Consider the following 20689-nt stretch of genomic DNA (forward strand, 5'->3'; position numbering starts at 1 on the left):
CCATGCCCCTACCGTCGAACGCCTCCCGCGTCATACCCCGACCGCCGCATTGCTGCAATTTTTAGAGGCGCCCGATAGATCACGCAATCGTCGATGAACTTGCCGGCATCGTTCAGCATCGTGGCATAGACCGACCGGCCCGGCATCAGCTTTTCCATGTTCCGCGTGGTGGCGCGCTCGATCACATGGCTGGCGGCGGGTCCGGTGATGTGGATCTTTTTCAGTCCCGAAACGTCCATCAGCCCCGCTTTGGTGCGGATCGCCTCATATTCCTTTTCGGGATCGCCCTTGGAATAGCTCCATGCGGTGCCCATGCCGCTCCAATCCTCAAGCTCGGATCCAAGCGCACGGTGCCGGTCCCCCAGCGTCGAGAATCGCCACGAATTGGTCATTTCCACTCTCCTCCCGTCTGTGTTGACGTCAGTGTCGGTCGGGGCTGGCTGGAAATCAACATGCAAGTGAACAAAAATCACTGACAGGCAATCAGGCCGGCGCCACGTCCTGATCGCGGCATGAAGAAAGAGGCAGCATTCCTGCTGCCTCTGGTGCGCAAGAAAGGGGCGCGGGCCGGGATCAGCCCGGCAGGACGAAGAACCAGTTGGCCCACAGGACCAAGATCGCCCCGGCGATCAGGGCAAGATAGGGTAGCATGCCGGCGCGCCGTTCGCCCAGATGCCGCGCATCGGGGGGCAGGCCCAGATCCTCCATCGCGGCGGGGGGAAAGACGCCCTTGTCCACCACGTAATGCCGCCAGGCAAACACCGGGATGATCAGCGCCGCAAAGATCAGCCCCGCCCAAAGCGCGTTCGAATATCCCCAGACCTTGGCGCCCGCACCCAGAAACAGCGCGTTCACGAACGCCAGAACGGTGTTCACGCCGATCAGAAACGTCGGCGCGCGCCACGGACGCGGCCGGTCCGGGGAATCGACGCGGTGGATCCAGCCGGCGTTCAGGTTGAGGAAGTTGAAGATCAGATAGCCGACGTTGGAAATGGCGAGCACATAGAAATAGCCGCCCGCATCCGACGCCAGCGCCAGCAGGATCAGGTTGAAGCAAAGGTCCGTCGCCATCGCCCCGGTGGGTGCGCCGTGCGAATTGACCCGGCTGAGGTATTTCGGCAGCCAGCCGTCGCGCGATCCCTGATAAAGCGTGCGCGACGATCCCGCCATCGCGGTCATGATGGCCAGAAACAGCGCCAGGATCATCAGAAGCACGAACAACTGGATCCAGATCCGGCTGTCGGACACCATCCGCGCCAACGCCTCGCCCACGCCGGTGCCGTCGACGATGCCGGGGTTCAGCATGCCCGCGTGGCCGTAAACGCCCTGAAACGCGAACGGGATCAGGAAGAAGAACAGGATGCACAACAGGCCGGAATAGAAGATCGCCTTGAACGTGTCGCGCGCCGGGTCGCGCAGTTCGGCCGTGTAGCAGACGGCGGTTTCAAAACCATAGGTCGACCATGCCGCGATATACATGGCCCCCAGAACCAGCGTCCAGCCGCCCAGATTCCACGACCCTTCCTCGGCCGCATAGGCCGCCGTCGGCGGCACGATATCGGTGACATTCGCCCATTGGATCGAGCCGGTCAGTATCGGCCAGACCCCGGCGATCAGAAGCGGCACCAGCACGATGATCGCCAGCACCTTCTGCGCCGAGGCGGTCGAGGCGATGCCGCGGTGCTGGATACCGAAGATGATCAGCATGAGGATCGTCCCGATCACGAAGGTCGAGTTGAAATGCAGCGTCCCGAGCCCCGGGATTTGCAGCGCGAACAGCTCCCACGTGCGGAAGGCGGGGGTCAGGGCGGTCACGGCATCGGTCGACAGAATGGCGTTGATCGCCTGTTCGGCCGATGTGCCGGGGTTGCTTCCCAACCATTCGACGACCCGCGGATCGGCGGCGGTCAGGCTGGCCGAGTTCGCGGCGATCCAGTCCGCGACCAGGGCGCTGTCGGCCGACGGGATCGGGAAAAAGGCGTTCAGGATATAGCCGGCGGCGATCGCGCAACCCAGCGACAGCACCGGGCTCCACGCGAACCAGTTGCACCACACCGACAAGGGCGCGATCAGCTTGGAATAGCGCAGCCACGCGGTCGCGCCATAGACCGAGGTGCCGCCCGATTTGTTGCCGAACATGCCGGCCATTTCGGCATAGGTGAAGGATTGCAGGAACCCCATGCACATCGACACGATCCAGACGACGAAAGCCGCCTTGCCCGCGACCCCGGCAATGCCGCCGATCGAGAACAGGACCAGCGGCGGCACGCCCGCCGCGACCCAAAAGGCCCCGCGCCAGGTCAGCGATCTTTGCAGCTCGTGCTGCGGCGGATCGCGATAGTCAGTGGTCACACTCATCGGTTCCCTCTCTCACTGTTTGATGGCCGGCGCCTTGATCGGGCCGGTCTTTGGTTATTGACCTGATGCAGGCGGCACGGCGCAGGGCCTCAAATTCCTTTGATGCGGGTGATGCGTTACAGGGCATTCTGGCCGGGAAAATTCTGGCCGTGAAATCAGGGGATGACGGATCATTTTCCGGCCCCGCGCGCGGCGCTTGTGGCGCTGCGGATCCGGGCGATGCGATAAGCGTCAAGGATCGACATCGCCCATACGAACAACCCGCCCGCGATGCGGCCGACGGGCGATGCGGCATCAGGCGCGGTCAGCACGGTGGCCGCGCCCAGAAGCAGGATGAACAACACGAAACCCAGCCCGCGTTTCGGCAATCCCAGCCACACATGTCCCATGCCCGGCAGGATCGTCGCCAGCCCCATCACCGCATAGGGATTGGGGGTGCGGCTCATGCCGCGATCCTTTCGCCGGGTGGCGCGGTCAGGGCCCGGTCAAGCGCAAGGGCGGCATCGAACAGCCGCGCCGCCAGATCGGCGGGGACCGGATCGACCGGGAATTCGGCGTCGCGCCCAAGCAGATAGCGGCCACGGTCGGCCTCGGCCAGAAGCCAGGTCAGGCGGATGCCGGAAGGGGTCAGTTCGACCTCGCGCAGACGATCCCCCAGCCCGGCGAAAGCGGCGTTGAGCGGCTGCGGATCGGGCAGCCGCGCCGCCGGATCATCCGTGGAAATCCGGGCGTCCTCGGGAAACGCGCCCGGTGTTTCGACCGGGAGCGGCAGGTCGCGCGCCGGCCCGATGCGGCGGCGGCTGATCGTCAGGCGGGGCCGGGCCGCCTGGCGGATCAGCGCGACCTCCAGCCACAGGCTTGGCAGCTTGCGGACCTCCAGCGCGTCGGGATGAAGTTGCAGGTCAAAGACCGCGCCCCGCCACCGCCCCGAGATGCGCGGCCAGCCGTCCGCCGCGATCAGGCGGCGCGGATCCGCAAGATCGCCGGCGACGCCGTCCAGCATGATCCGCCGCCCGTGACGACGCCGGGCCAGCCCCCGCCCAAAGGCCCGTGCGGCATGGGCCAGCGCAATTCCGGCCACCACAAGAACCACAAGCGGGACGATGGGGCCCATGGGTGCTAGTACCCCTGTGGCCGGTGCCACGGCATGGTGAACTGGCTGGCGCGGTCGACAAAGCGATAGCGCCAGAAGTGGAACCACAGCGAGACGATGACATAGAAAACCACCATCGCGACCAGTTGCGTGCCATAGCCCAGAAACACCGCGAAATAGGTGACCGCGCACAGCGCCAGCAGCGTCAGCGCCGGGATCGGATGGAACGGATGCTCATAGCCGCGCTTGATCGAATCCAGCGGCCATTTGCGGCGGAACAGGATGATGTTCAGCGGCATGAACGTATATTCCAGCAGCCCCGACAGGATCGAGAAGGTGATCACCTGATCCAGGGGCGCCCCCAGCGCGAAGGTCAGCGCGATCGGGATCAGGAAGATGATCGAGCGATAGGGGGTGCGATAGACCGGATGCACGGCGCCGAACCATGATGGCAGGTAATTGTCGCGGCCCATGGCGAACCATGCCCGCGAGGCGTCGTTGATGCAGCCGTTCGCCGATGCGAGCGTGGCGAACATCGTGCCGATGCCCAGAAGCACCATAAGCAGCGGCGATCCGGTCAGCCGCGCCGCATCGAACAGCGGCACCCCGGCCTGACCCAGATATTCCCACGGCATCAGGCCGGAACAGACATACCAGGTCAGCGTCGCCGCGATCAGCAGCGTCATGATCCCGGCCAGCGTGCCGAAGGGCAGGGCGCGGGCGGGTGAGCGGACCTCTTCCGCGGCCTGCGTGGTGCCCTCGATCCCCAGATAGAACCACAGTCCGAAATGCATCGCCGCCAGAACGCCAAGCCAGCCATAGGGCAAGCCCCCCTCCATCAGCGCGGCATGGGCCAGAAGCGGCGCGCCCGGCTTCAGCACGGCGGCGAGGAACAGAACCACGATGGCGGTGAAGGCGAAGGCGGTGATGACAAGGTTGAAGGTCAGCGTCGCCAGCACCCCGCGATAGTTCAGCCAGGCCAGGAACATGATCGACAGGATGATGAACGGGCGCTGGTCGATGCCTTGATACCCGGTCAGATTGGCGACGGTGTCGATCAGAAAGCCGAAGGTGATGGCGTTCGCCGCTTCCAGCATCGTATAGGCAAAGACCAGATACAGCCCGACGTTGAAGGCCATCAGCGGGCCGACGATATGCTTGGCCTGCGTATACTGGCCGCCCGCCGCCGCCACGGTCGAGGTGACCTCGCTGTCGATCATGGCGACGCAGGTGTAAAGGATGCCGGCGAACCAGCAGGCGATCAGCGCCGCATAGGCGCCGCCCTTGCCGACGGCAAAGTTCCAGCCCATGTATTCGCCGACCAGCACGATGCCGACGCCAAGCGCCCAGATATGTGCCGGGCCCAGAACGCGGGACAGCCCGAAGCCGCCGGGCTTTGCGCCGTCTGGCAGTTCGTCGCCGGGCAGTTCTTCGGCGGCCGATGTTGTGCGGTCGGTCATTCTGGCTTGCCCCCGGTCTTGGCGTTATGGCCCGCCGGCAGGCGGTGCTGTTCAGTCAGCGCCTCAAGCTCACCCTCGCGCGAGGAAAGCAGTTCGGCCTCGGAATAGGTTGAATCGGTGCGCAGCCAGTCAAAGACGATCAGCGCGGCAAAGATGGCCGAGCCGATCCAGGCCGCGATTTCCAGAATGTTCCAGATGCTCATGTCACCGCTTCTCCCTGTCGCCGAACCGGGCGTCGACGACTTCGCGATATTCCTTGTCGGAAAGGCGCAGCATCATCACGAAATAACCGATGATGACGATGGCCATGACGATCAGTTCGAACCAGCTGAAGGCGTAGTTGAACCGCGAGGTGATGATCGGCGCGGCATCGGCCGGGGTCGCAAAGCCAAGCTGCTGCCAGCGTTCGGCCATGGTCGCGTTCTGGCCCAGCGTCTCCCACGTCGGGTCGGGGACCGGGGTGTCGACCTTGGCGCTGCCGGCCAGCCCCAGCCAAAGCGGCACGTAAAGCGCCCCGAGCGCCAGAACCAGAAGCACGATCACGTCGATGATCTGACCGGCCCGCGACTGGACCGGAGGGGTATATTTCGCCATCAGCCGCGCCCCCGATCTTGTGCACGGCTTTGTGCGCGACGTTCCCGCGCCTCGTCCAGAAACCGCAGGTCAAGCCCGTACATGAAATCCCGGTCCTCGCGGTAATGGCGCAGCATCGCCATGATCGCGGCGGTGTTGAAGGTCAGCACAACCGCGCCCGCGATCAGCAGAACCACCCGCGCCGCGCCGCTTGGGGCCAGGGGCCAGACCGAGATGGCGACAAACACCATCGCCAGCCAAAGCCCCACGATAAAGGCCCAGGCGACCATCACGTCACGCCTGTGCATGTTTTCGATGCGAGATTGAAGACTGTCCATTCGTCTTTCCTTTTCAAGCAGTTGGCGTGAATTGGGTTTAGACTGCGCGGCAACTATATTTCATGAAAGGAAATGGTGCCTGCGACATTCTGTCAAGAAAAACTTTGACCGGACGGCCTGTCGGATTCGACAATCGCGGTGTTGACGCCTAGGATTGTTTGCCGCAGAGTGAAAATAGTTTCATAGAACTTGACCGCGTCCCGACCCATTCATGCGGGATGCCACAACCGGGAAAGAATCGCGCTATGTGCGGAATTGTGGGGCTTTTCCTCAAGGACCCGAAGCTTGAACCCAAGCTTGGTCAGATGCTGACCGACATGCTGATCACCATGACCGACCGCGGCCCCGACAGCGCCGGTATCGCCATCTATGGTCACGGCAAGAAGGGGGTCGCGAAACTGACCGTTCAGTCGCCGGACCCCGCGAATAATTTCAAGGGCTTGGCGGGCGATCTTGGCAAGGCGATCGACGCCAAGGTCAAGGGCACGGTCAAGGATACACATATCGTGCTGGAACTGCCCACCGAAAAGCTGGCCGAGGCCCGCGCCGCGATGCGCGATCTGCGCCCCGACACCACGGTGATGAGCGCCGGCGAGGAGATCGAGATCTTCAAGGAGGTCGGCCTGCCCAAGGATGTGGCGGCGCGGTTCCATGTCGAGAAGATGGCTGGCACCCACGGGATCGGCCACACCCGGATGGCGACGGAATCGGCCGTCACGACGCAGGGCGCGCACCCGTTCTCGACCGGCGCGGATCAGTGCCTTGTGCATAACGGCTCGCTGTCGAACCACAATTCGGTGCGCCGCGTGCTGTCCGACGCCGGCATGACCTTCGAGACCCAGAACGACACCGAGGTCGCCGCCGCCTTCCTGACCCACAAGATGAACGAGGGCGCCAAGCTGGGCGAGGCGATGGAGGCGACGCTGACCGATCTGGACGGTTTCTTCACCTTCGTCGTCGGCACCAAGGACGGCTTTGGCGTGATCCGCGACCCGATCGCCTGCAAGCCGGCGGTCATGGCCGAAACCGACCAGTATGTCGCCTTCGGCTCGGAATACCGGGCGATGGTGAACCTGCCCGGAATCGAAAACGCCCGGGTCTGGGAACCGGAGCCCGCGACCGTCTATTTCTGGGAGCGCTGAGAATATGCAGAATTTCGACCTTGGGAAGCTTGGCCTGCGCGAGCTGAACAGCCAGCTTCATCAACTGAGTCAGGATACCAACCAGACCGCCTGGACCGTGACCAATCCGCGCGGCAGCCACGCCATCGCGGCCGGTGTGGATGCGCCGGTGGACATCACCGTCGACGGCTCGACCGGCTATTACTGCGCGGGCATGAACAAGCAGGCGACGATCCGCGTCAACGGCTCGGCCGGGCCGGGTGTGGCGCAGAACATGATGTCGGGCGCGGTGATCGTTGACGGCGATGCCAGCCAATATGCGGGGGCCACCGGACGCGGTGGCCTTTTGGTCATCAAGGGCAACGCAAGCTCGCGCTGCGGCATCTCGATGAAGGGCATCGACATCGTGGTGCATGGCAACATCGGCCATATGTCGGCCTTCATGGCGCAATCGGGCAATCTGGTGGTGCTGGGTGACGCCGGCGACGCGCTTGGCGATTCGCTCTACGAGGCGCGGCTGTTCGTGCGCGGCGACGTCAAAAGCCTTGGCGCCGATTGCGTCGAAAAGGAAATGCGCCCCGAACATCTGGAACTGCTGGCCGACCTGCTGAAACGCGGCGAAGCGGACGGCAAGGCCAAGCCCGAAGAGTTCAAACGCTACGGCTCGGCCCGCAAACTTTACAATTTCAATATCGACCACGCTGGCGAATACTGAGGCTTCCATGAGCGATTTTCCCCACACGCCGCCCAAATACTCGTGGACATTCTCGCCCGAGGTGAACGCCGAGATCCGCCGCGCCGCGGATTCGGGCATCTATGACATCCGCGGTGGCGGCTCAAAGCGGCATCTGCCGCATTTCGACGATCTGCTGTTCCTCGGCGCCTCGATCAGCCGCTATCCGCTGGAAGGCTATCGCGAGAAATGCACCACCGACGTGTGGCTGGGCACCCGTCACGCGAAAAAGCCGATCCATCTCGATATTCCGATCACCATCGCGGGGATGAGCTTCGGCGCGCTGTCCGGCCCGGCGAAAGAGGCTTTGGGGCGCGGCGCGACCGAGGCCGGCACCTCGACCACCACCGGCGACGGCGGCATGACCGAAGAGGAACGCGGCCATTCCAAGACGCTGGTTTACCAGTATCTGCCCAGCCGATACGGGATGAACCCCGACGATTTGCGCCGCTGCGACGCGATTGAAATCGTGGTCGGGCAGGGCGCCAAGCCCGGCGGCGGCGGTATGCTGCTGGGGCAGAAGATTTCGGACCGGGTGGCGAAGATGCGCAACCTGCCGAAAGGTATCGACCAGCGTTCGGCCTGCCGGCATCCGGACTGGACCGGCCCCGACGATCTGGAGATCAAGATCCTTGAGCTGCGCGAGATCACCGACTGGGAAAAGCCGATCTACGTCAAGGTCGGCGGCGCGCGGCCCTATTACGACACCGCGCTGGCGGTGAAGGCCGGGGCGGATGTGGTCGTCGTCGACGGCATGCAGGGCGGCACCGCCGCCACGCAGGACATCTTTATCGAAAACGTCGGTATGCCGACGCTTGCCTGCATTCCGCAGGCGGTGAAGGCGCTTCAGGATCTTGGCATGCACCGCAAGGTGCAACTGATCGTCTCGGGCGGGATCCGCACCGGCGCCGATGTGGCCAAGGCGATGGCGCTTGGCGCCGATGCAGTCGCCATCGGGACCGCCGCACTGATCGCGCTTGGCGACAACGACCCGGCACTTGAGGAGGAATACCGCAAGCTCGGCACGACCGCCGGCGCCTATGACGACTGGCACGAAGGCCGGGACCCGGCCGGGATCACCACCCAGGACCCGGCGCTGTTCAGCCGCTTCGATCCGGTGCAGGGCGGGCGGCGGTTGCGCAATTATCTGAAAGTGATGACACTCGAGGCGCAGACCATCGCGCGCGCCTGCGGCAAAAGCAGCCTGCACAATCTTGAGCCCGAGGATCTTTGCGCCCTGACCGTCGAGGCGGCGGCGATGGCCAATGTTCCCATCGCGGGAACCAACTGGATTCCGGGCAAGACCGGCTATTGACGGGTTCGGAGAACTAGCGACGACGCAGGCACACAACACTGGCGCGGAACAGTAAACAGCGCGAGAAAACCTAGCAGGGAGTATCTATAGATGGCCAAGGACCTGGCAGCGTTTGCCGAGAAGAATGGAGTGAAATACTTCATGGTCTCGTATACGGACCTGTTCGGCGCGCAGCGGGCGAAACTCGTACCGGCGCAGGCGATCAACGACATGGCGGTGGATGGGGCCGGTTTTGCCGGGTTCGCGACCTGGCTGGACCTGACGGCGGCCCACCCCGACATGATGGCGGTTCCCGACGCCGAGGCGGTGGTGCAACTGCCCTGGAAACCCGATGTCGCCTGGGTTCCGGCGAATTGCGTGATCGAGGGGCAGCCGCTGGCGCAGGCCCCCCGCAACGTCCTGCGCCGGATGGTCGACGAGGCCGCCGCCGAAGGGCTGCGCGTCAAGACCGGGGTCGAGCCGGAATTCTTTCTGCTTTGCCCCTCGGGCGACCGGGTTGCGGATGAATACGACACGGCGGTCAAGCCCTGCTATGACCAGCAGGCGGTGATGCGGCGCTATGACGTGATCGCCGAGATCAGCGATTACATGCTCGCCTTGGGCTGGGAGCCCTATCAAAGCGACCACGAGGACGCGACCGGCCAGTTTGAAATGAACTGGAAATTCGACGATGCGCTGGCCACCGCCGACAAGGTGTCCTTCTTCAAGTTCATGGTGAAATCGGTTGCCGAGAAACACGGGCTGCGGGCGACCTTCATGCCGAAACCGTTCGAGGGGCTGACCGGCTCGGGGATGCACGCGCATATCTCGGTCTGGGACAAATCGGGCAAGAAGAACGCTTTCGCCGATGATTCCCGGGAACTGGGCCTGTCCGAACAGGGCCGGAATTTCCTTGGCGGGATCATGGCCCATGGCACCGGCATGACGGCGATCACCAACCCCACCGTCAACAGCTACAAGCGGATCAACGCCCCGCGCACCTCGTCCGGCGCGACATGGGCGCCGAACAGCCTGACCTGGACCGGCAACAACCGCACCCACATGGTCCGCGTCCCCGGTCCCGGCCGGTTCGAGCTGCGGCTGCCGGACGGTGCGGCGAACCCCTATCTGCTGCAGGCGGTGATCATCGCCGCCGGTCTGGACGGCATCCGCCGCAAGCTGGACCCCGGCCCGCGCAGCGACATCAACATGTATACCGACGGCCATCTGGCCAAGGATGCGCCAAAGCTGCCGCTGAACCTTCTGGATGCGCTGCGCGCCTTCGAGGCGGACGAAACCCTGAACCGCGCGCTTGGCGCCGAGTTCGCCGCGGCCTATCTGAAGTTGAAGCGCATGGAATGGGACAGCTATGTCTCGCATTTCTCGAAATGGGAACACGACCACACGCTGGACGTCTGATGCAACCGACCGCCGCCATCCTTGACCGGATCGGCGGCGCCGCGACCCTGCGGGGCGTGGTCGCGCGGTTTTATGACCTGATCGAGACCGACCCGCGTGGCGCCCGCATCCTGCAAATGCACCTGCGCGGCCACGGGCTCAGCCATGTGCGGGCGGAACAATTCGACTTCATGTCCGGGTTTCTGGGCGGCCCGCGCCTTTATGCCGAGCGTCACGGCCATATGAACCTGCGCGAGATTCACGACCATGTCCCGATCCGCAGCCGCGACGCCGAGGATTGGCTGGCGCTGATGGACCGCGCGCTTGACGAGGCCGGCATAGATGACGCCGAGGCGCTGGAGCGTATCCGCGCCACCCTGCGCCGGGCGGCGCTGATGCTGGTCAATACCTCGGACGACATCACGCATCTGCCCGACAGACCGACGCGAAGCTGACGCGCAGCCGCCCCCAAAGACCGCCTCGCGTGGGCGGCGCCTGTCCATCATACATGTATCATAATTGCGTAACCCGCCCGGTTCCGGCCAAGCAACTTATTGTCCCAGCCGGTTAACCATGCTTTGATCGCCGCAAATCAACGTGACACGGGGCAGATGATGGGAAACGAATGGTGGTTGCTGGGCCTGTTGCCTTTGGCGGCGCTTGCCGCGGCGATTATGAACGGCGGCAGCGATGACGGCAGCGACGATGATGACGACGGCAATTTCCCCGATGAGCTGGACCTGCCTCCGCCGCCCGCCGACCCCGAGGATCCGACCATCGTCGGCACCGACGGCGCCGACAACCTGACCGGAACCCCGGACGCCGATTTCATTGCCGGTGCCGGTGGCAACGACACGATCAGCGACGGCGTGGCCGACAGCGATCCCACCACGATCGACAAATTCTATGGTGCGGGCGGCGACGATCTGATCGACAGCCTGGAAGGGCCGACCTATGTCGTCGGTGGCGATGGCGACGATACCGTCAATGGCGGGGCCGCCAACGACACCATTCTGGGCGGTCCGGGTGATGACGTGATCGACGTCGGCGGCCTGCCCTCGGAAGGTGAAACCGGCGCCGACTGGGCCCATGGTTCGCGTGGCGACGATACGATCACCGGTGGCGCCGGCGATACGCTTTATGGCGGTGGCGGCGAGGATCACATCTCGGGCGGCGAATTTCAGCATGGTGGCGTCGGTGACGACACGCTGGTGGCGACCGCCGGTATCAACGACGTCACCTATATGAAGGGCGGCGCGGATGACGACCTGTTCCAGATCAATCTGAACAAGGGCGAATCCGCCGAAATCCTTGATTTCAAATCGGGCACCGACAAGCTGGAGGTCTCGGTGCGCGATCAGGACGATCTGACCGAGGATGGTTATGTCCGCATGACCATGGTCGAGGATGCGGACGGCAACACCGTCGTGCTGATCGGCAATCCCGACGATCCGATCGCGCGTCTGAACGACCTCGACAAGCTGAAGGAATCCGATTTCCCGCAGGGCTTCCGCACGGCCGAAGAACTCGCCGCCGAGCAAAAGACCTGAGGCAGCGGGCCAAGCCCACGGTTTGCGCGGCGGCTGATTTGCCGGGCCACGCGGGCAAAAGATACGAAAAGGGGCGGCCATCGCGGGCCGCCCCTTTTTGATCCGCGCCGATCGCGCCGGTTATTGCGGGATTTTCGCGGTGATGCCTTCGACGAAGAAATTCAGCCCGCTGAGTTCCTGATCCGTCGCGGTCTGCCCCTCGGCCAGCCATTCGCTGCCATCCTGCTTTTTCAGCGGGCCGGTGAAGGGGTGATAGGCGCCCGAGGCGATCTTGTCCTTCAGCGCCAGCGCCTCGTCCTTGACCTCGGCGGGGATGGCGTCGGTGATTTCGCCGATCACGACCTCGCCGTCGCCGATGCCCATCCATTTGGACTGGCTTTTCCACGACCCGTCCAGCATCGCGCCGATCCGCTGGATGTAATAGGGCGCCCAGTTGTCGATGATCGAGCTGACCCGCGGGGTCGGGGCAAAGGCCGCCATGTCGCTGGCCTGACCAAAGCCGATCACGCCGGCCTCTTGCGCCTTGGCCAGCGGCGCGGTGGAATCGGTATGTTGCAGGATCACATCGACGCCCTCGGCGATCAGGGCGGCGGCGGCGTCGGCCTCTTTCGCCGGGTCGAACCATGTATAGGCCCAGACCACGCTGATCTGCACGTCGGGGTTCACCTTGCGGGCGTGGATGAAGGCGCTGTTGATGCCCTGAATGACCTCGGGGATCGGGAAGGATCCGATATAGCCGATCTTGTTCGATTTCGTCATCCGCCCGGCGATGGTGCCGATCACGGCCCGGCCTTCATAGAAACGGGCGTCATAGGTCGCCACGTTATCGGCGGTCTTGTAGCCGGTCGCGTGTTCGAAATTCACATCGGGGAATTTCTTGGCGACGTTGATGACGGCATCCATGAAACCAAAGCTGGTCGCGAAGATCAGCTTGTTCCCGGCCAGTGCCAGTTGGGTCAGTGCGCGTTCGGCGTCGGCGCCCTCGGGCACCGATTCGATGAAGGTGGTCTGGATCTTGTCGCCATATTCCTCTTCGGCGGCCTTGCGGCCAAGGTCGTGCTGGAAGGTCCAGCCGCCGTCACCGACGGGGCCGACATAGATGAAGCCGACTTTCAGCGGTTCTTGCGCACGGGCCGGAAGGCCGACGGCGGCCAGCGTGGCCGCGCCGGCGGCGGTGCCGAGCAATTGGCGGCGGGTCATGGACATAGGCGTATTCTCCCTGTTGGTTTCTGCGCCGGCTTACCGCAGCGCGTGGAATGTGCGCCCCAGCGAGCCGGGGGCCGAAAATGCCTGTGAATGGCTGTATTTCTGCAAGGCGGATATGATCACAAGCACAAGGATCGTGGCAAGATAGGGCGCCATGCTGAGAAGCTGGACGGGCACCGAAACCCCGGCTGCCTGCAGACGAAGCTGCAATACGGTCACGCCGCCGAAAAGCCAGGCACCGGCTAGAACGCCAAGCGGCCGCCAGAAGGAAAAGACCACGATCGCCAGCGCGATCCAGCCGGCGCCGGCGGTCATTCCGTCGGTCCACTGCAACACCGTCGCGATCGAGATATAGGCGCCCCCCAGACCCGCCATGGCGCCGCCAAAGGCGATCGCCGCGGTGCGCACCAGCACCACCTTGTAGCCGAGCGCATAGGCGGCATCGTGGTTCTCGCCGATCGCGCGCAGGATCAGCCCGGCGCGGGTCCGGTTCAGGAACAGCCAGACCAGCAGCACCATCAGAAAGCCCAGATAGACCATGCCGTCAAACCGGAAAAACGCCCGGCCGACAAAGGGCAGCTCGGCCAGAAACCCAAGGTCGGGCCGCAGCAGGGCAGGCGCCTTGATCCCCTCATACCCCTTGCCGAAAAGCGAGGTCATGCCCAGTCCGAACAGGGTCAGCGCCAGGCCGGAGGCCACCTGATTGGCCAGCAGGATCTGGGTCAGGACGGCGAAGGGCAGCGAGATCAGCGCGCCAGCCACGGCGGCGGCGGCAAAGCCGATTGCCGGGCTTCCCGTGGCGACGGCGGCGGCGAAACCGGCCAGCGCGCCGGTGATCATCATCCCCTCGACCCCAAGGTTCAGCACGCCCGCGCGTTCCACCACCAATTCACCCAGTGCGGCGAACAGAATGGGCGTCGCCGCCGCCACCAGAAGCACGAATACCGAAACCGGGTCGATCATGCATTGCCCCCCGCACCTGACGCCGACATCCATATCACCGCGACGACCGAGATCAGATAGCCCAGCCCAAAGGCCGGTGCCGCGATGGCGGGTGGTTCCTTTGCGGAAGCACCGCCGCGATAGATCGCATGGCCCAGTCGCGAGACCCCGGCCCAAACCAGTTCAAGCAGCTTCGTGGCGATGTCGGATATGAAATAGATGTCCAGCCACGGCCCGACGATCAGCGCGACGACCACGATCAGCGCAAGGTATCCCAGCGCCGTGGTGGTGATCAGCCAGCCGGTCAGCGCGCCCAGAAACAGGCCGATCACGAAGAAAACCGCGCTGTCCCACCGGGTCGAACCCATATCACCGCTCATGCCAGTTTCCCCCAGACGATGCGGAACCGGGTCAGCAGGTCAAAGGCCAGCAGAAAAAACAGCAGCATCCCCTGAAACACCTGCACGGTCGCGGCGGGCATGTTCAGCGTCAGTTGCGCCAACTCGCCGCCGATATAGGTCAGCGCCAGCAGCAGCCCCGCCAACAGGATGCCGATCGGGTTCAGGCGGCCCAGAAACGCCACGATGATCGCGGTGAAACCATAGCCGGAACCGAATGCATCGGTGATCTGGCCGCCGGGGCCCGCGACCTCGAACAGACCCGCCATGCCGGCCAGCGCGCCCGAAAGCCCAAGGCAGAAGGCGACCAGCCGCTCGGGCCGGACACCGGCGAAACGGGCGGCACGCGGCGCCTCGCCCGCGACGCGGATGTGAAACCCCCGGATATGGCGGCTCATCAGCCACCATGTGAACAGAACCGCCGCCGCCGCCGCGACGACCCCCCAATGGGCGCCGGTGTTCGGCACAAGCTCGGGGTTCGAGGCGGCGGGGTATTGCTGAAGATTGCGCGAGCCGGGAAAGCCGTATCCCTCGGGGTTCTTCATCGGACCAAAGGCCATCCACGCGGCAATTTTCTGCGCCACATAGACCAGCATCAGCGACACGAGAATCTCGGAGGCGCCGAACCAGTTGCGCAGCAGCGCCGGGATCATCCCCCAGGCCCAGCCGCCCGCGGCCCCGGCGATGATCATGGCCGGAAAGATCCACACCGCGTCCAGCGGATAGACCGCAAGCGCGACCGCCGCGCCCGAGATGCCGCCGATGATATACTGACCCTCGGCCCCAATATTCCAGATTCCGGCGCGAAACCCGATGGCAAGGCCCGAGGCGATCAGGATCAGCGGCGCCGCCTTGACCAGCAATTGCGGCCGCGAATAGCTGGCGCTGGCGCCGAACAGCGGATCCCAGAAGATCGTGCGGATGGCGGCGACCGGGTCATATCCCATGATCGCGAACAACAGCGCTCCGGTCATCATCGTGGCCAGAAGTGCCGCGACCGGCGCGCCCAGTTCCCAGCCGCGCGCGGCGGATGACCGGGGGACCAGCCGCATCATGTCGCCACCCCGTCAAGCGCCGGCGCTTCAGGGGCGGAAGGGTCGATTTCGGCCACGCGCATGCCATGCGCCCCGCCCAGCATCAGCCCGATTTCGTCCAGCGTCAGCCCTTCGGTCGGGCGCGGCTCGGACAGGCGGCCTTCGTTCAGCGCGGCGAAGCGGTCGGAAAGCTCCAGCAACTCATCAAGATCCTGGCTGATCACGATCACCCCGGCGCCATCCCGGGCAAGGTTCAAAAGCGCCTGCCGGACCGCGGCGGCGGCGCCGGCATCGACGCCCCAGGTCGGCTGGTTCACGGCCAGCACGCGGGGGGCCTGCATGATTTCGCGGCCGATGACGAATTTCTGCAGATTGCCGCCGGACAGGGCCGCCGCAGCGGTCAGTTCATTCGGCGTGCGGACGTCGAAGGCGTCGATGACCCGGCGGGCGAATTCGCGGGTGCGGGGACGGTCGATCATGCCGGCGCGCACCAGCCCCTCGCGTCCGGCGGCGGTAAGCAAGGCATTGTCGGCAAGGCTCATTCCCGGCACGGCGGCATGGCCCAGCCGATCCTCGGGCGCGGCCGACAGCCCGGCCAGACGGCGGCGGTCGGGGCCCAGTTGCGACAGGTCCGCGCCGTCCATGACCACGGTGCCGGTGGGGCTGACGATCTCGCCCGAAAGCGCCGACAAAAGCTCTTCCTGTCCGTTGCCCGCGACACCGCCGATGCCCAGAACCTCGCCCGCGCGCAACTCGATGGTGATGGATTTCAGCGCCACCCCGTCGCCCGGCGGCGTCGACAGATCGCGGATATGCAGGACCGGCGCGCCCTGAGTGCGTCCGCTGCGGTCGATCCGGCGCATCTCGCCGCCCACCATCATCGCGGCCAGTTCGCGGGCCGAGTGGTCGCGGGGATTGGCGGTGGCCACGACCTTGCCGTGGCGCAGGATCGTGGCGCGGTCGCAATGGGTGCGGATTTCCTCGAGCTTGTGGCTGATATACAGGATCGCCGTGCCCTGATCGGCCAGTTTGCGCAGGGTCGCGAACAACAGATCGCTTTCCTGCGGCGTCAGCACGCTGGTCGGCTCGTCCATGATCAGCAGACGCGGGTTCTGCAACAGGCAGCGGACGATCTCGACCCGCTGGCGTTCGCCGGCCGAAAGCGCGCCGATCCGCCGGGCCGGGTTCAGCGGCAGACCGTACTCCTGACTGACCCGGCGAATCCGCTCGGACAGCAGGCGGCGCGGCGGCGGGTTCTCCATCCCGAGGGCGACGTTCTCGGCGACCGTCAGCGCATCGAAAAGCGAGAAATGCTGAAACACCATCGCGACGCCCGCGGCGCGGGCCGCGCGCGGGTCGGCGGGCGCATAGGGCGCGCCGCTTAGCCACATCGCGCCCTGATCCGGGCGGACAAGGCCGTAGACCATCTTGACCAATGTCGATTTGCCGGCGCCGTTCTCACCCAGAAGTGCGTGGATTTCGCCCGCGCGGACGTCGAAGGACACATCGTCATTGGCGCGCACGCCCGGATAGGTTTTCCCAAGCCCTTCGGCCCGGAAAACAACACCTTGATCGTCAGGCACGCGGCATTCCCCTGTCGGTTTTTTATCGTCCTTTGGGCTAGGTTAGCCGCTTTCCCCGCATTCGCGCAATTGGACTTTGCGTCGGCGGCGCAATACTGTGCGGACCATGAGCCAGCCCCGATTCATCCACCTGCGCACCCATTCCGAATATTCGCTGCTCGAGGGCGCGGTCCCGGTCGGCAAGCTGATCAAATCAGCGGCCGAGGCCGGGATGCCCGCCGTCGCGCTGACCGACACCAACGCCATGTTCGCGGCGCTGGAGTTCTCGACCAAGGCCAAGGCGGCGGGGGTGCAACCCATCGTCGGCTGCCAGATGACGCTCGAGGCCGGCGGCCAGACCGGTCCCTTGGTGCTGCTGGCCCAGAACGCCGAGGGCTATGCCAATCTGATGGCGTTGTCCTCGGTCCTGTATCTGACGCCCGATGTGGCGCGGCCGCGGATCACGCCCGCCGATCTGGCCGCGCATTCGGCCGGGCTGATCTGCCTGACCGGGGGGGCCGAAGGCTGTCTGGGCCGGATGCTGGCCGCCGGGCAGGGCGATGCCGCCCGCGCGCTGGCCGAGGCGCTTTTCGCCGATTTCGGGGACCGGCTGTATGTCGAATTGCAGCGCCATCCCGTCGAGGGCGCCGGCATGACCGAGGCCGAAGCGGCCGCCGAACCCGGGCTGATCGCCCTTGCCTATGACATGGCGCTGCCTCTGGTCGCGACGAATGACGTGCATTTCCCGAAACCGGCGATGTTCGAAGCCCATGACGCGCTGATCTGCATCGCCGACGGCACCCGGGTCGATCAGCCGGGCGCGCGGCGGCGGCTGACGCCGTCGCATTATTTCAAATCGGCCGAAGAGATGGCGGCGCTTTTCGCCGATCTGCCCGAGGCGATCGCGAATACGGTCGAAATCGCGCGCCGCTGCGCATTCGCGGTGCCGAAACATGCGCCGATCCTGCCGCGCTTTGCCGATGACGAGGTGCAGGAGTTGCGCCGGCAGGCACGCGAAGGTCTGGCCGCGCGGCTGGCCGTCATCCCCCATGCGACCAGCGTCGCGGAATACGAAAAGCGGCTTGAGTTCGAGCTGGGCATCATCGAGCAGATGGGCTTTCCCGGCTATTTTCTGATCGTCGCCGATTTCATCAAATGGGCCAAGGATCAGGGTATCCCGGTGGGGCCGGGGCGGGGGTCGGGCGCGGGCTCGCTGGTCGCCTATGCGCTGACCATCACCGATCTGGATCCGTTGCGCTACAACCTGCTGTTCGAGCGTTTTCTGAACCCCGAGCGCGTCTCGATGCCGGATTTCGACATCGACTTCTGCATGGACCGGCGCGAGGAGGTCATCCACTACGTTCAGCAGAAATACGGCCGCGACCGGGTCGGGCAGATCATTACCTTCGGCGCGCTTCTGTCCAAGGCGGCGGTACGCGATGTCGGCCGGGTGCTGGAACTGCCCTATGGTCAGGTCGATCGGCTGTCCAAGATGATCCCGGTCGAGGGCGTGAAGCCGGTCAGCATCGAAAAGGCGCTGGCCGACGAACCGCGTCTGCGCGAGGCCGCGCAGGAACCGGTGGTCGACCGGTTGCTGACCTATGCCCGCCAGATCGAAGGGCTGCTGCGCAACGCCTCGACCCATGCGGCGGGGGTGGTGATCGGCGACCGGCCGCTTGACCATCTGGTGCCGCTCTACCGCGATCCGCGTTCCGAGATGCCCGCGACCCAGTTCAACATGAAATGGGTCGAGGCGGCCGGGCTGGTCAAATTCGACTTTCTGGGCCTGAAAACCCTGACCGTGATCCAGAACGCGGTCGATCTGATCCGGACCTCGGGTCGCCATCTGCACATGGCCCCGGACGGCCGCACCCTGTTCACCCCGCCCGAGGGCGCGATCGACGAGATCAACGCCATCCCGCTTGATGACAAGGCGAGCTATGATCTGTTCGCGGCGGCCCGCACGGTCGCGGTGTTTCAGGTGGAAAGTCAGGGCATGATGGATGCGCTGCGGCGCATGAAACCCACCTGCATCGAGGATATCGTGGCGCTGGTGGCGCTGTACCGTCCCGGCCCGATGGAAAACATCCCGACCTATTGCGATGTGAAGAACGAGGTGCAACCCATTGCATCGATTCACCCTTCCATTGACCACATCCTTGCCGAGACGCAAGGCATCATCGTCTATCAGGAACAGGTGATGCAGATCGCGCAGGTCATGGCGGGCTATAGCCTGGGCGGTGCCGACCTGTTGCGCCGGGCCATGGGCAAGAAGATCGCCGAGGAGATGGCCAAGGAACGGCCGAAATTCGTGGACGGCGCGGTCAAGAATGGAATCGACGCGAAGAAAGCCGGGGAAGTTTTTGACCTGCTTGAGAAATTCGCGAATTACGGTTTCAACAAAAGCCACGCTGCGGCTTATGCCGTGGTCAGCTATCAGACCGCATGGCTGAAGGCCAACCACCCGGTCGAGTTCATGGCCGCGGTGATGAACTGCGACATGCATCTGACCGACAAGCTGGCGGTCTACAAACGCGAAACCGACCGCATGGGCATCGAGACGGTGCCGCCCTGCATCAACCGTTCGGAGGCGAAATTCACCGTGCGCGATGGCCGTCTGGTCTATGCGCTGGGGGCGCTGAAAAACGTCGGGCTCGAGGCGATGCGGGTCATTGTCGCAGCGCGCGGCGAAACGCCCTTTGCCGATATGGCCGATTTCGGTCGCCGGGTGGATCTGAAGCGGGTCGGCAAGCGCCCGTTGGAGATGCTGGCCCGGGCCGGCGCCTTTGATCTGCTGGATCCGCACCGGGCGCGGGTTCTGGCCTCGCTTGATGCGCTGGTTGCGTGGTCGGCGGCGGTTCACGAACAGGCGGGCTCGGCGCAGGTCTCGCTGTTCGGCGGGGGCGAGGATCTGTTGCCGCCGCCGATGCCGCGCGTGCCCGACTGGCTGCCGACCGAACGGCTGGCCGAGGAACATACCGCCATCGGTTTTTACCTGTCCGGCCATCCGCTGGACGATTACGCAAGCGCGATGCGGCGCAAGAAGATCGTCTCGGTGGCGGAACTCGCCGCGGCCGCGCAGGACGGGCGGCCGATGGTGGCCGACGTTGCCGGTACGGTCGCGGTGCGGCAGGAACGCAAGTCGGCCAAGGGCAACCGCTTTGCCTTCGTCAGCATGTCCGACCCCTCGGGTCTGTTCGAGGTCACGGTTTTCTCGGACGTGCTTGAGGCCGGGCGCCCCTATCTGGAACCCGGGCTGAACGTGGCGATGAAGGTCGAGGCGCAGCTTGCGGGCGAGACGCTGAAACTGTTGGCGCGGTCGATCCAGCCGCTGGACAAGGCGGTCGCGGATGCGGGGCCCGCGTCGCTTCGGGTCACGCTGTCCGATGCGAATGCGGCGGGCGCGGTCGCGCAGATGCTGGAGCGGATCAGCGCCGAGGTCACGGCGCCCAAGCGCGCCTGCGGCAACATCGTGCTGCATCTGCCGCGCCCGACCGAAGCAGCGGATATGGAGTTTCGCCTGTCGGGAAACTGGCCCCTGACCCCGGTCGCGCGCAATCTTTTGCGTTCGGTCGAATCGGTCGCCGCCGTCGAGGAGTTCTGATCGGCGGCTGCCCCGCGCCGTCGGC

19 protein-coding genes and 1 pseudogene are annotated in these 20689 nt (G+C 64.8%); 7 read left to right on the plus strand and 13 right to left on the minus strand.

All coding sequences use genetic code 11. The features are described from left to right. Nucleotides 1-71: 71 nt before the first annotated feature. The 8 genes and pseudogenes from ACFSCT_RS17050 to ACFSCT_RS17085 form a co-directional block, all read right to left on the minus strand. Nucleotides 72-392: pseudogene (locus ACFSCT_RS17050) on the minus strand (aminomethyl transferase family protein); the annotation flags it as partial. Nucleotides 393-573: 181 nt separating this feature from the next. Continuing rightward, entirely contained in the window at nucleotides 574-2358 is a 1785-nt protein-coding gene (locus ACFSCT_RS17055) for an APC family permease (protein WP_379144793.1), read from the minus strand. A 170-nt stretch (nucleotides 2359-2528) separates the two neighbouring features. Continuing rightward, the gene (locus ACFSCT_RS17060; protein ID WP_379144795.1) at nucleotides 2529-2804 is read right to left on the minus strand and encodes a hypothetical protein; all 276 of its coding nucleotides are present in this window, start codon (nucleotides 2802-2804) and stop codon (nucleotides 2529-2531) included. After that, nucleotides 2801-3472 (minus strand): hypothetical protein, encoded by a 672-nt coding sequence (locus ACFSCT_RS17065; RefSeq protein WP_379144797.1) that lies wholly within the window; start codon nucleotides 3470-3472, stop codon nucleotides 2801-2803. The genes ACFSCT_RS17060 and ACFSCT_RS17065 overlap by 4 nt, the downstream gene beginning before the upstream one ends. Nucleotides 3473-3477: 5 nt before the next feature. Beyond that, complete coding sequence (locus ACFSCT_RS17070) at nucleotides 3478-4911, minus strand: APC family permease (RefSeq protein WP_379144798.1); 1434 nt, start codon at nucleotides 4909-4911, stop codon at nucleotides 3478-3480. Then, the gene (locus ACFSCT_RS17075) at nucleotides 4908-5114 is read right to left on the minus strand and encodes a hypothetical protein (RefSeq protein WP_379144800.1); all 207 of its coding nucleotides are present in this window, start codon (nucleotides 5112-5114) and stop codon (nucleotides 4908-4910) included. Before ACFSCT_RS17075 ends, ACFSCT_RS17070 begins: the two co-directional genes overlap by 4 nt. A gap of 1 nt (nucleotide 5115) precedes the next feature. Continuing rightward, nucleotides 5116-5505, minus strand: coding sequence for a hypothetical protein (locus ACFSCT_RS17080; protein WP_379144802.1), 390 nt, complete (start codon nucleotides 5503-5505; stop codon nucleotides 5116-5118). Then, a complete protein-coding gene (locus ACFSCT_RS17085) occupies nucleotides 5505-5822 on the minus strand; it encodes a hypothetical protein (RefSeq protein ID WP_379144805.1) in 318 nt (105 codons plus the stop codon). Before ACFSCT_RS17085 ends, ACFSCT_RS17080 begins: the two co-directional genes overlap by 1 nt. Nucleotides 5823-6067: 245 nt before the next feature. Between ACFSCT_RS17085 and ACFSCT_RS17090 the strand changes: the two genes are divergently transcribed. From ACFSCT_RS17090 to ACFSCT_RS17115, 6 genes are all read left to right on the plus strand, one after another. Further along, a complete protein-coding gene (locus ACFSCT_RS17090; RefSeq protein WP_379144808.1) occupies nucleotides 6068-6964 on the plus strand; it encodes a class II glutamine amidotransferase in 897 nt (298 codons plus the stop codon). Between the two features lie 4 nt (nucleotides 6965-6968). Further along, nucleotides 6969-7658, plus strand: coding sequence for a GltB/FmdC/FwdC-like GXGXG domain-containing protein (locus ACFSCT_RS17095; RefSeq protein WP_379144810.1), 690 nt, complete (start codon nucleotides 6969-6971; stop codon nucleotides 7656-7658). A gap of 7 nt (nucleotides 7659-7665) precedes the next feature. After that, on the plus strand, nucleotides 7666-8991 hold the full coding sequence (locus ACFSCT_RS17100; protein WP_379144812.1) for an FMN-binding glutamate synthase family protein: 1326 nt from the start codon (nucleotides 7666-7668) through the stop codon (nucleotides 8989-8991). 90 nt (nucleotides 8992-9081) lie between these two features. After that, a complete protein-coding gene (gene glnT / locus ACFSCT_RS17105) occupies nucleotides 9082-10389 on the plus strand; it encodes a type III glutamate--ammonia ligase (protein WP_379144813.1) in 1308 nt (435 codons plus the stop codon). Further along, complete coding sequence (locus tag ACFSCT_RS17110) at nucleotides 10389-10823, plus strand: group II truncated hemoglobin (protein ID WP_379144815.1); 435 nt, start codon at nucleotides 10389-10391, stop codon at nucleotides 10821-10823. Before glnT ends, ACFSCT_RS17110 begins: the two co-directional genes overlap by 1 nt. Before the next feature lie 156 nt (nucleotides 10824-10979). Beyond that, nucleotides 10980-11918 carry a calcium-binding protein gene (locus tag ACFSCT_RS17115; RefSeq protein ID WP_379144818.1) on the plus strand — a complete coding sequence of 313 codons (939 nt, stop codon included), beginning with the start codon at nucleotides 10980-10982 and terminating at the stop codon, nucleotides 11916-11918. Between the two features lie 120 nt (nucleotides 11919-12038). On the opposite strand, the gene ACFSCT_RS17120 is transcribed toward ACFSCT_RS17115, so the two are convergent. Genes ACFSCT_RS17120 through ACFSCT_RS17140 form a run of 5 tightly spaced genes read right to left on the minus strand, consistent with a single transcriptional unit; the run spans nucleotide 12039 to nucleotide 17081 of the window. Further along, on the minus strand, nucleotides 12039-13118 hold the full coding sequence (locus ACFSCT_RS17120; protein WP_379145039.1) for a BMP family ABC transporter substrate-binding protein: 1080 nt from the start codon (nucleotides 13116-13118) through the stop codon (nucleotides 12039-12041). Between the two features lie 39 nt (nucleotides 13119-13157). Continuing rightward, nucleotides 13158-14087 (minus strand): ABC transporter permease, encoded by a 930-nt coding sequence (locus ACFSCT_RS17125; RefSeq protein WP_379144820.1) that lies wholly within the window; start codon nucleotides 14085-14087, stop codon nucleotides 13158-13160. Continuing rightward, nucleotides 14084-14446, minus strand: a complete 363-nt coding sequence (locus tag ACFSCT_RS17130) for a hypothetical protein (protein WP_379144823.1) — start codon at nucleotides 14444-14446, stop codon at nucleotides 14084-14086. Before ACFSCT_RS17130 ends, ACFSCT_RS17125 begins: the two co-directional genes overlap by 4 nt. Continuing rightward, nucleotides 14443-15519 carry an ABC transporter permease gene (locus ACFSCT_RS17135; protein WP_379144824.1) on the minus strand — a complete coding sequence of 359 codons (1077 nt, stop codon included), beginning with the start codon at nucleotides 15517-15519 and terminating at the stop codon, nucleotides 14443-14445. The genes ACFSCT_RS17130 and ACFSCT_RS17135 overlap by 4 nt, the downstream gene beginning before the upstream one ends. Next, on the minus strand, nucleotides 15516-17081 hold the full coding sequence (locus tag ACFSCT_RS17140; RefSeq protein ID WP_379144826.1) for an ABC transporter ATP-binding protein: 1566 nt from the start codon (nucleotides 17079-17081) through the stop codon (nucleotides 15516-15518). Before ACFSCT_RS17140 ends, ACFSCT_RS17135 begins: the two co-directional genes overlap by 4 nt. A 106-nt stretch (nucleotides 17082-17187) precedes the next feature. On the opposite strand from ACFSCT_RS17140, the gene dnaE reads away from it, so the two are divergent. Further along, nucleotides 17188-20664 (plus strand): DNA polymerase III subunit alpha, encoded by a 3477-nt coding sequence (gene dnaE / locus ACFSCT_RS17145; RefSeq protein ID WP_379144827.1) that lies wholly within the window; start codon nucleotides 17188-17190, stop codon nucleotides 20662-20664. The last annotated feature ends 25 nt before the right edge of the window (nucleotides 20665-20689 follow it).

This window comes from Paracoccus pacificus, from assembly GCF_042680785.1.
GTDB lineage: Bacteria > Pseudomonadota > Alphaproteobacteria > Rhodobacterales > Rhodobacteraceae > Paracoccus > Paracoccus pacificus.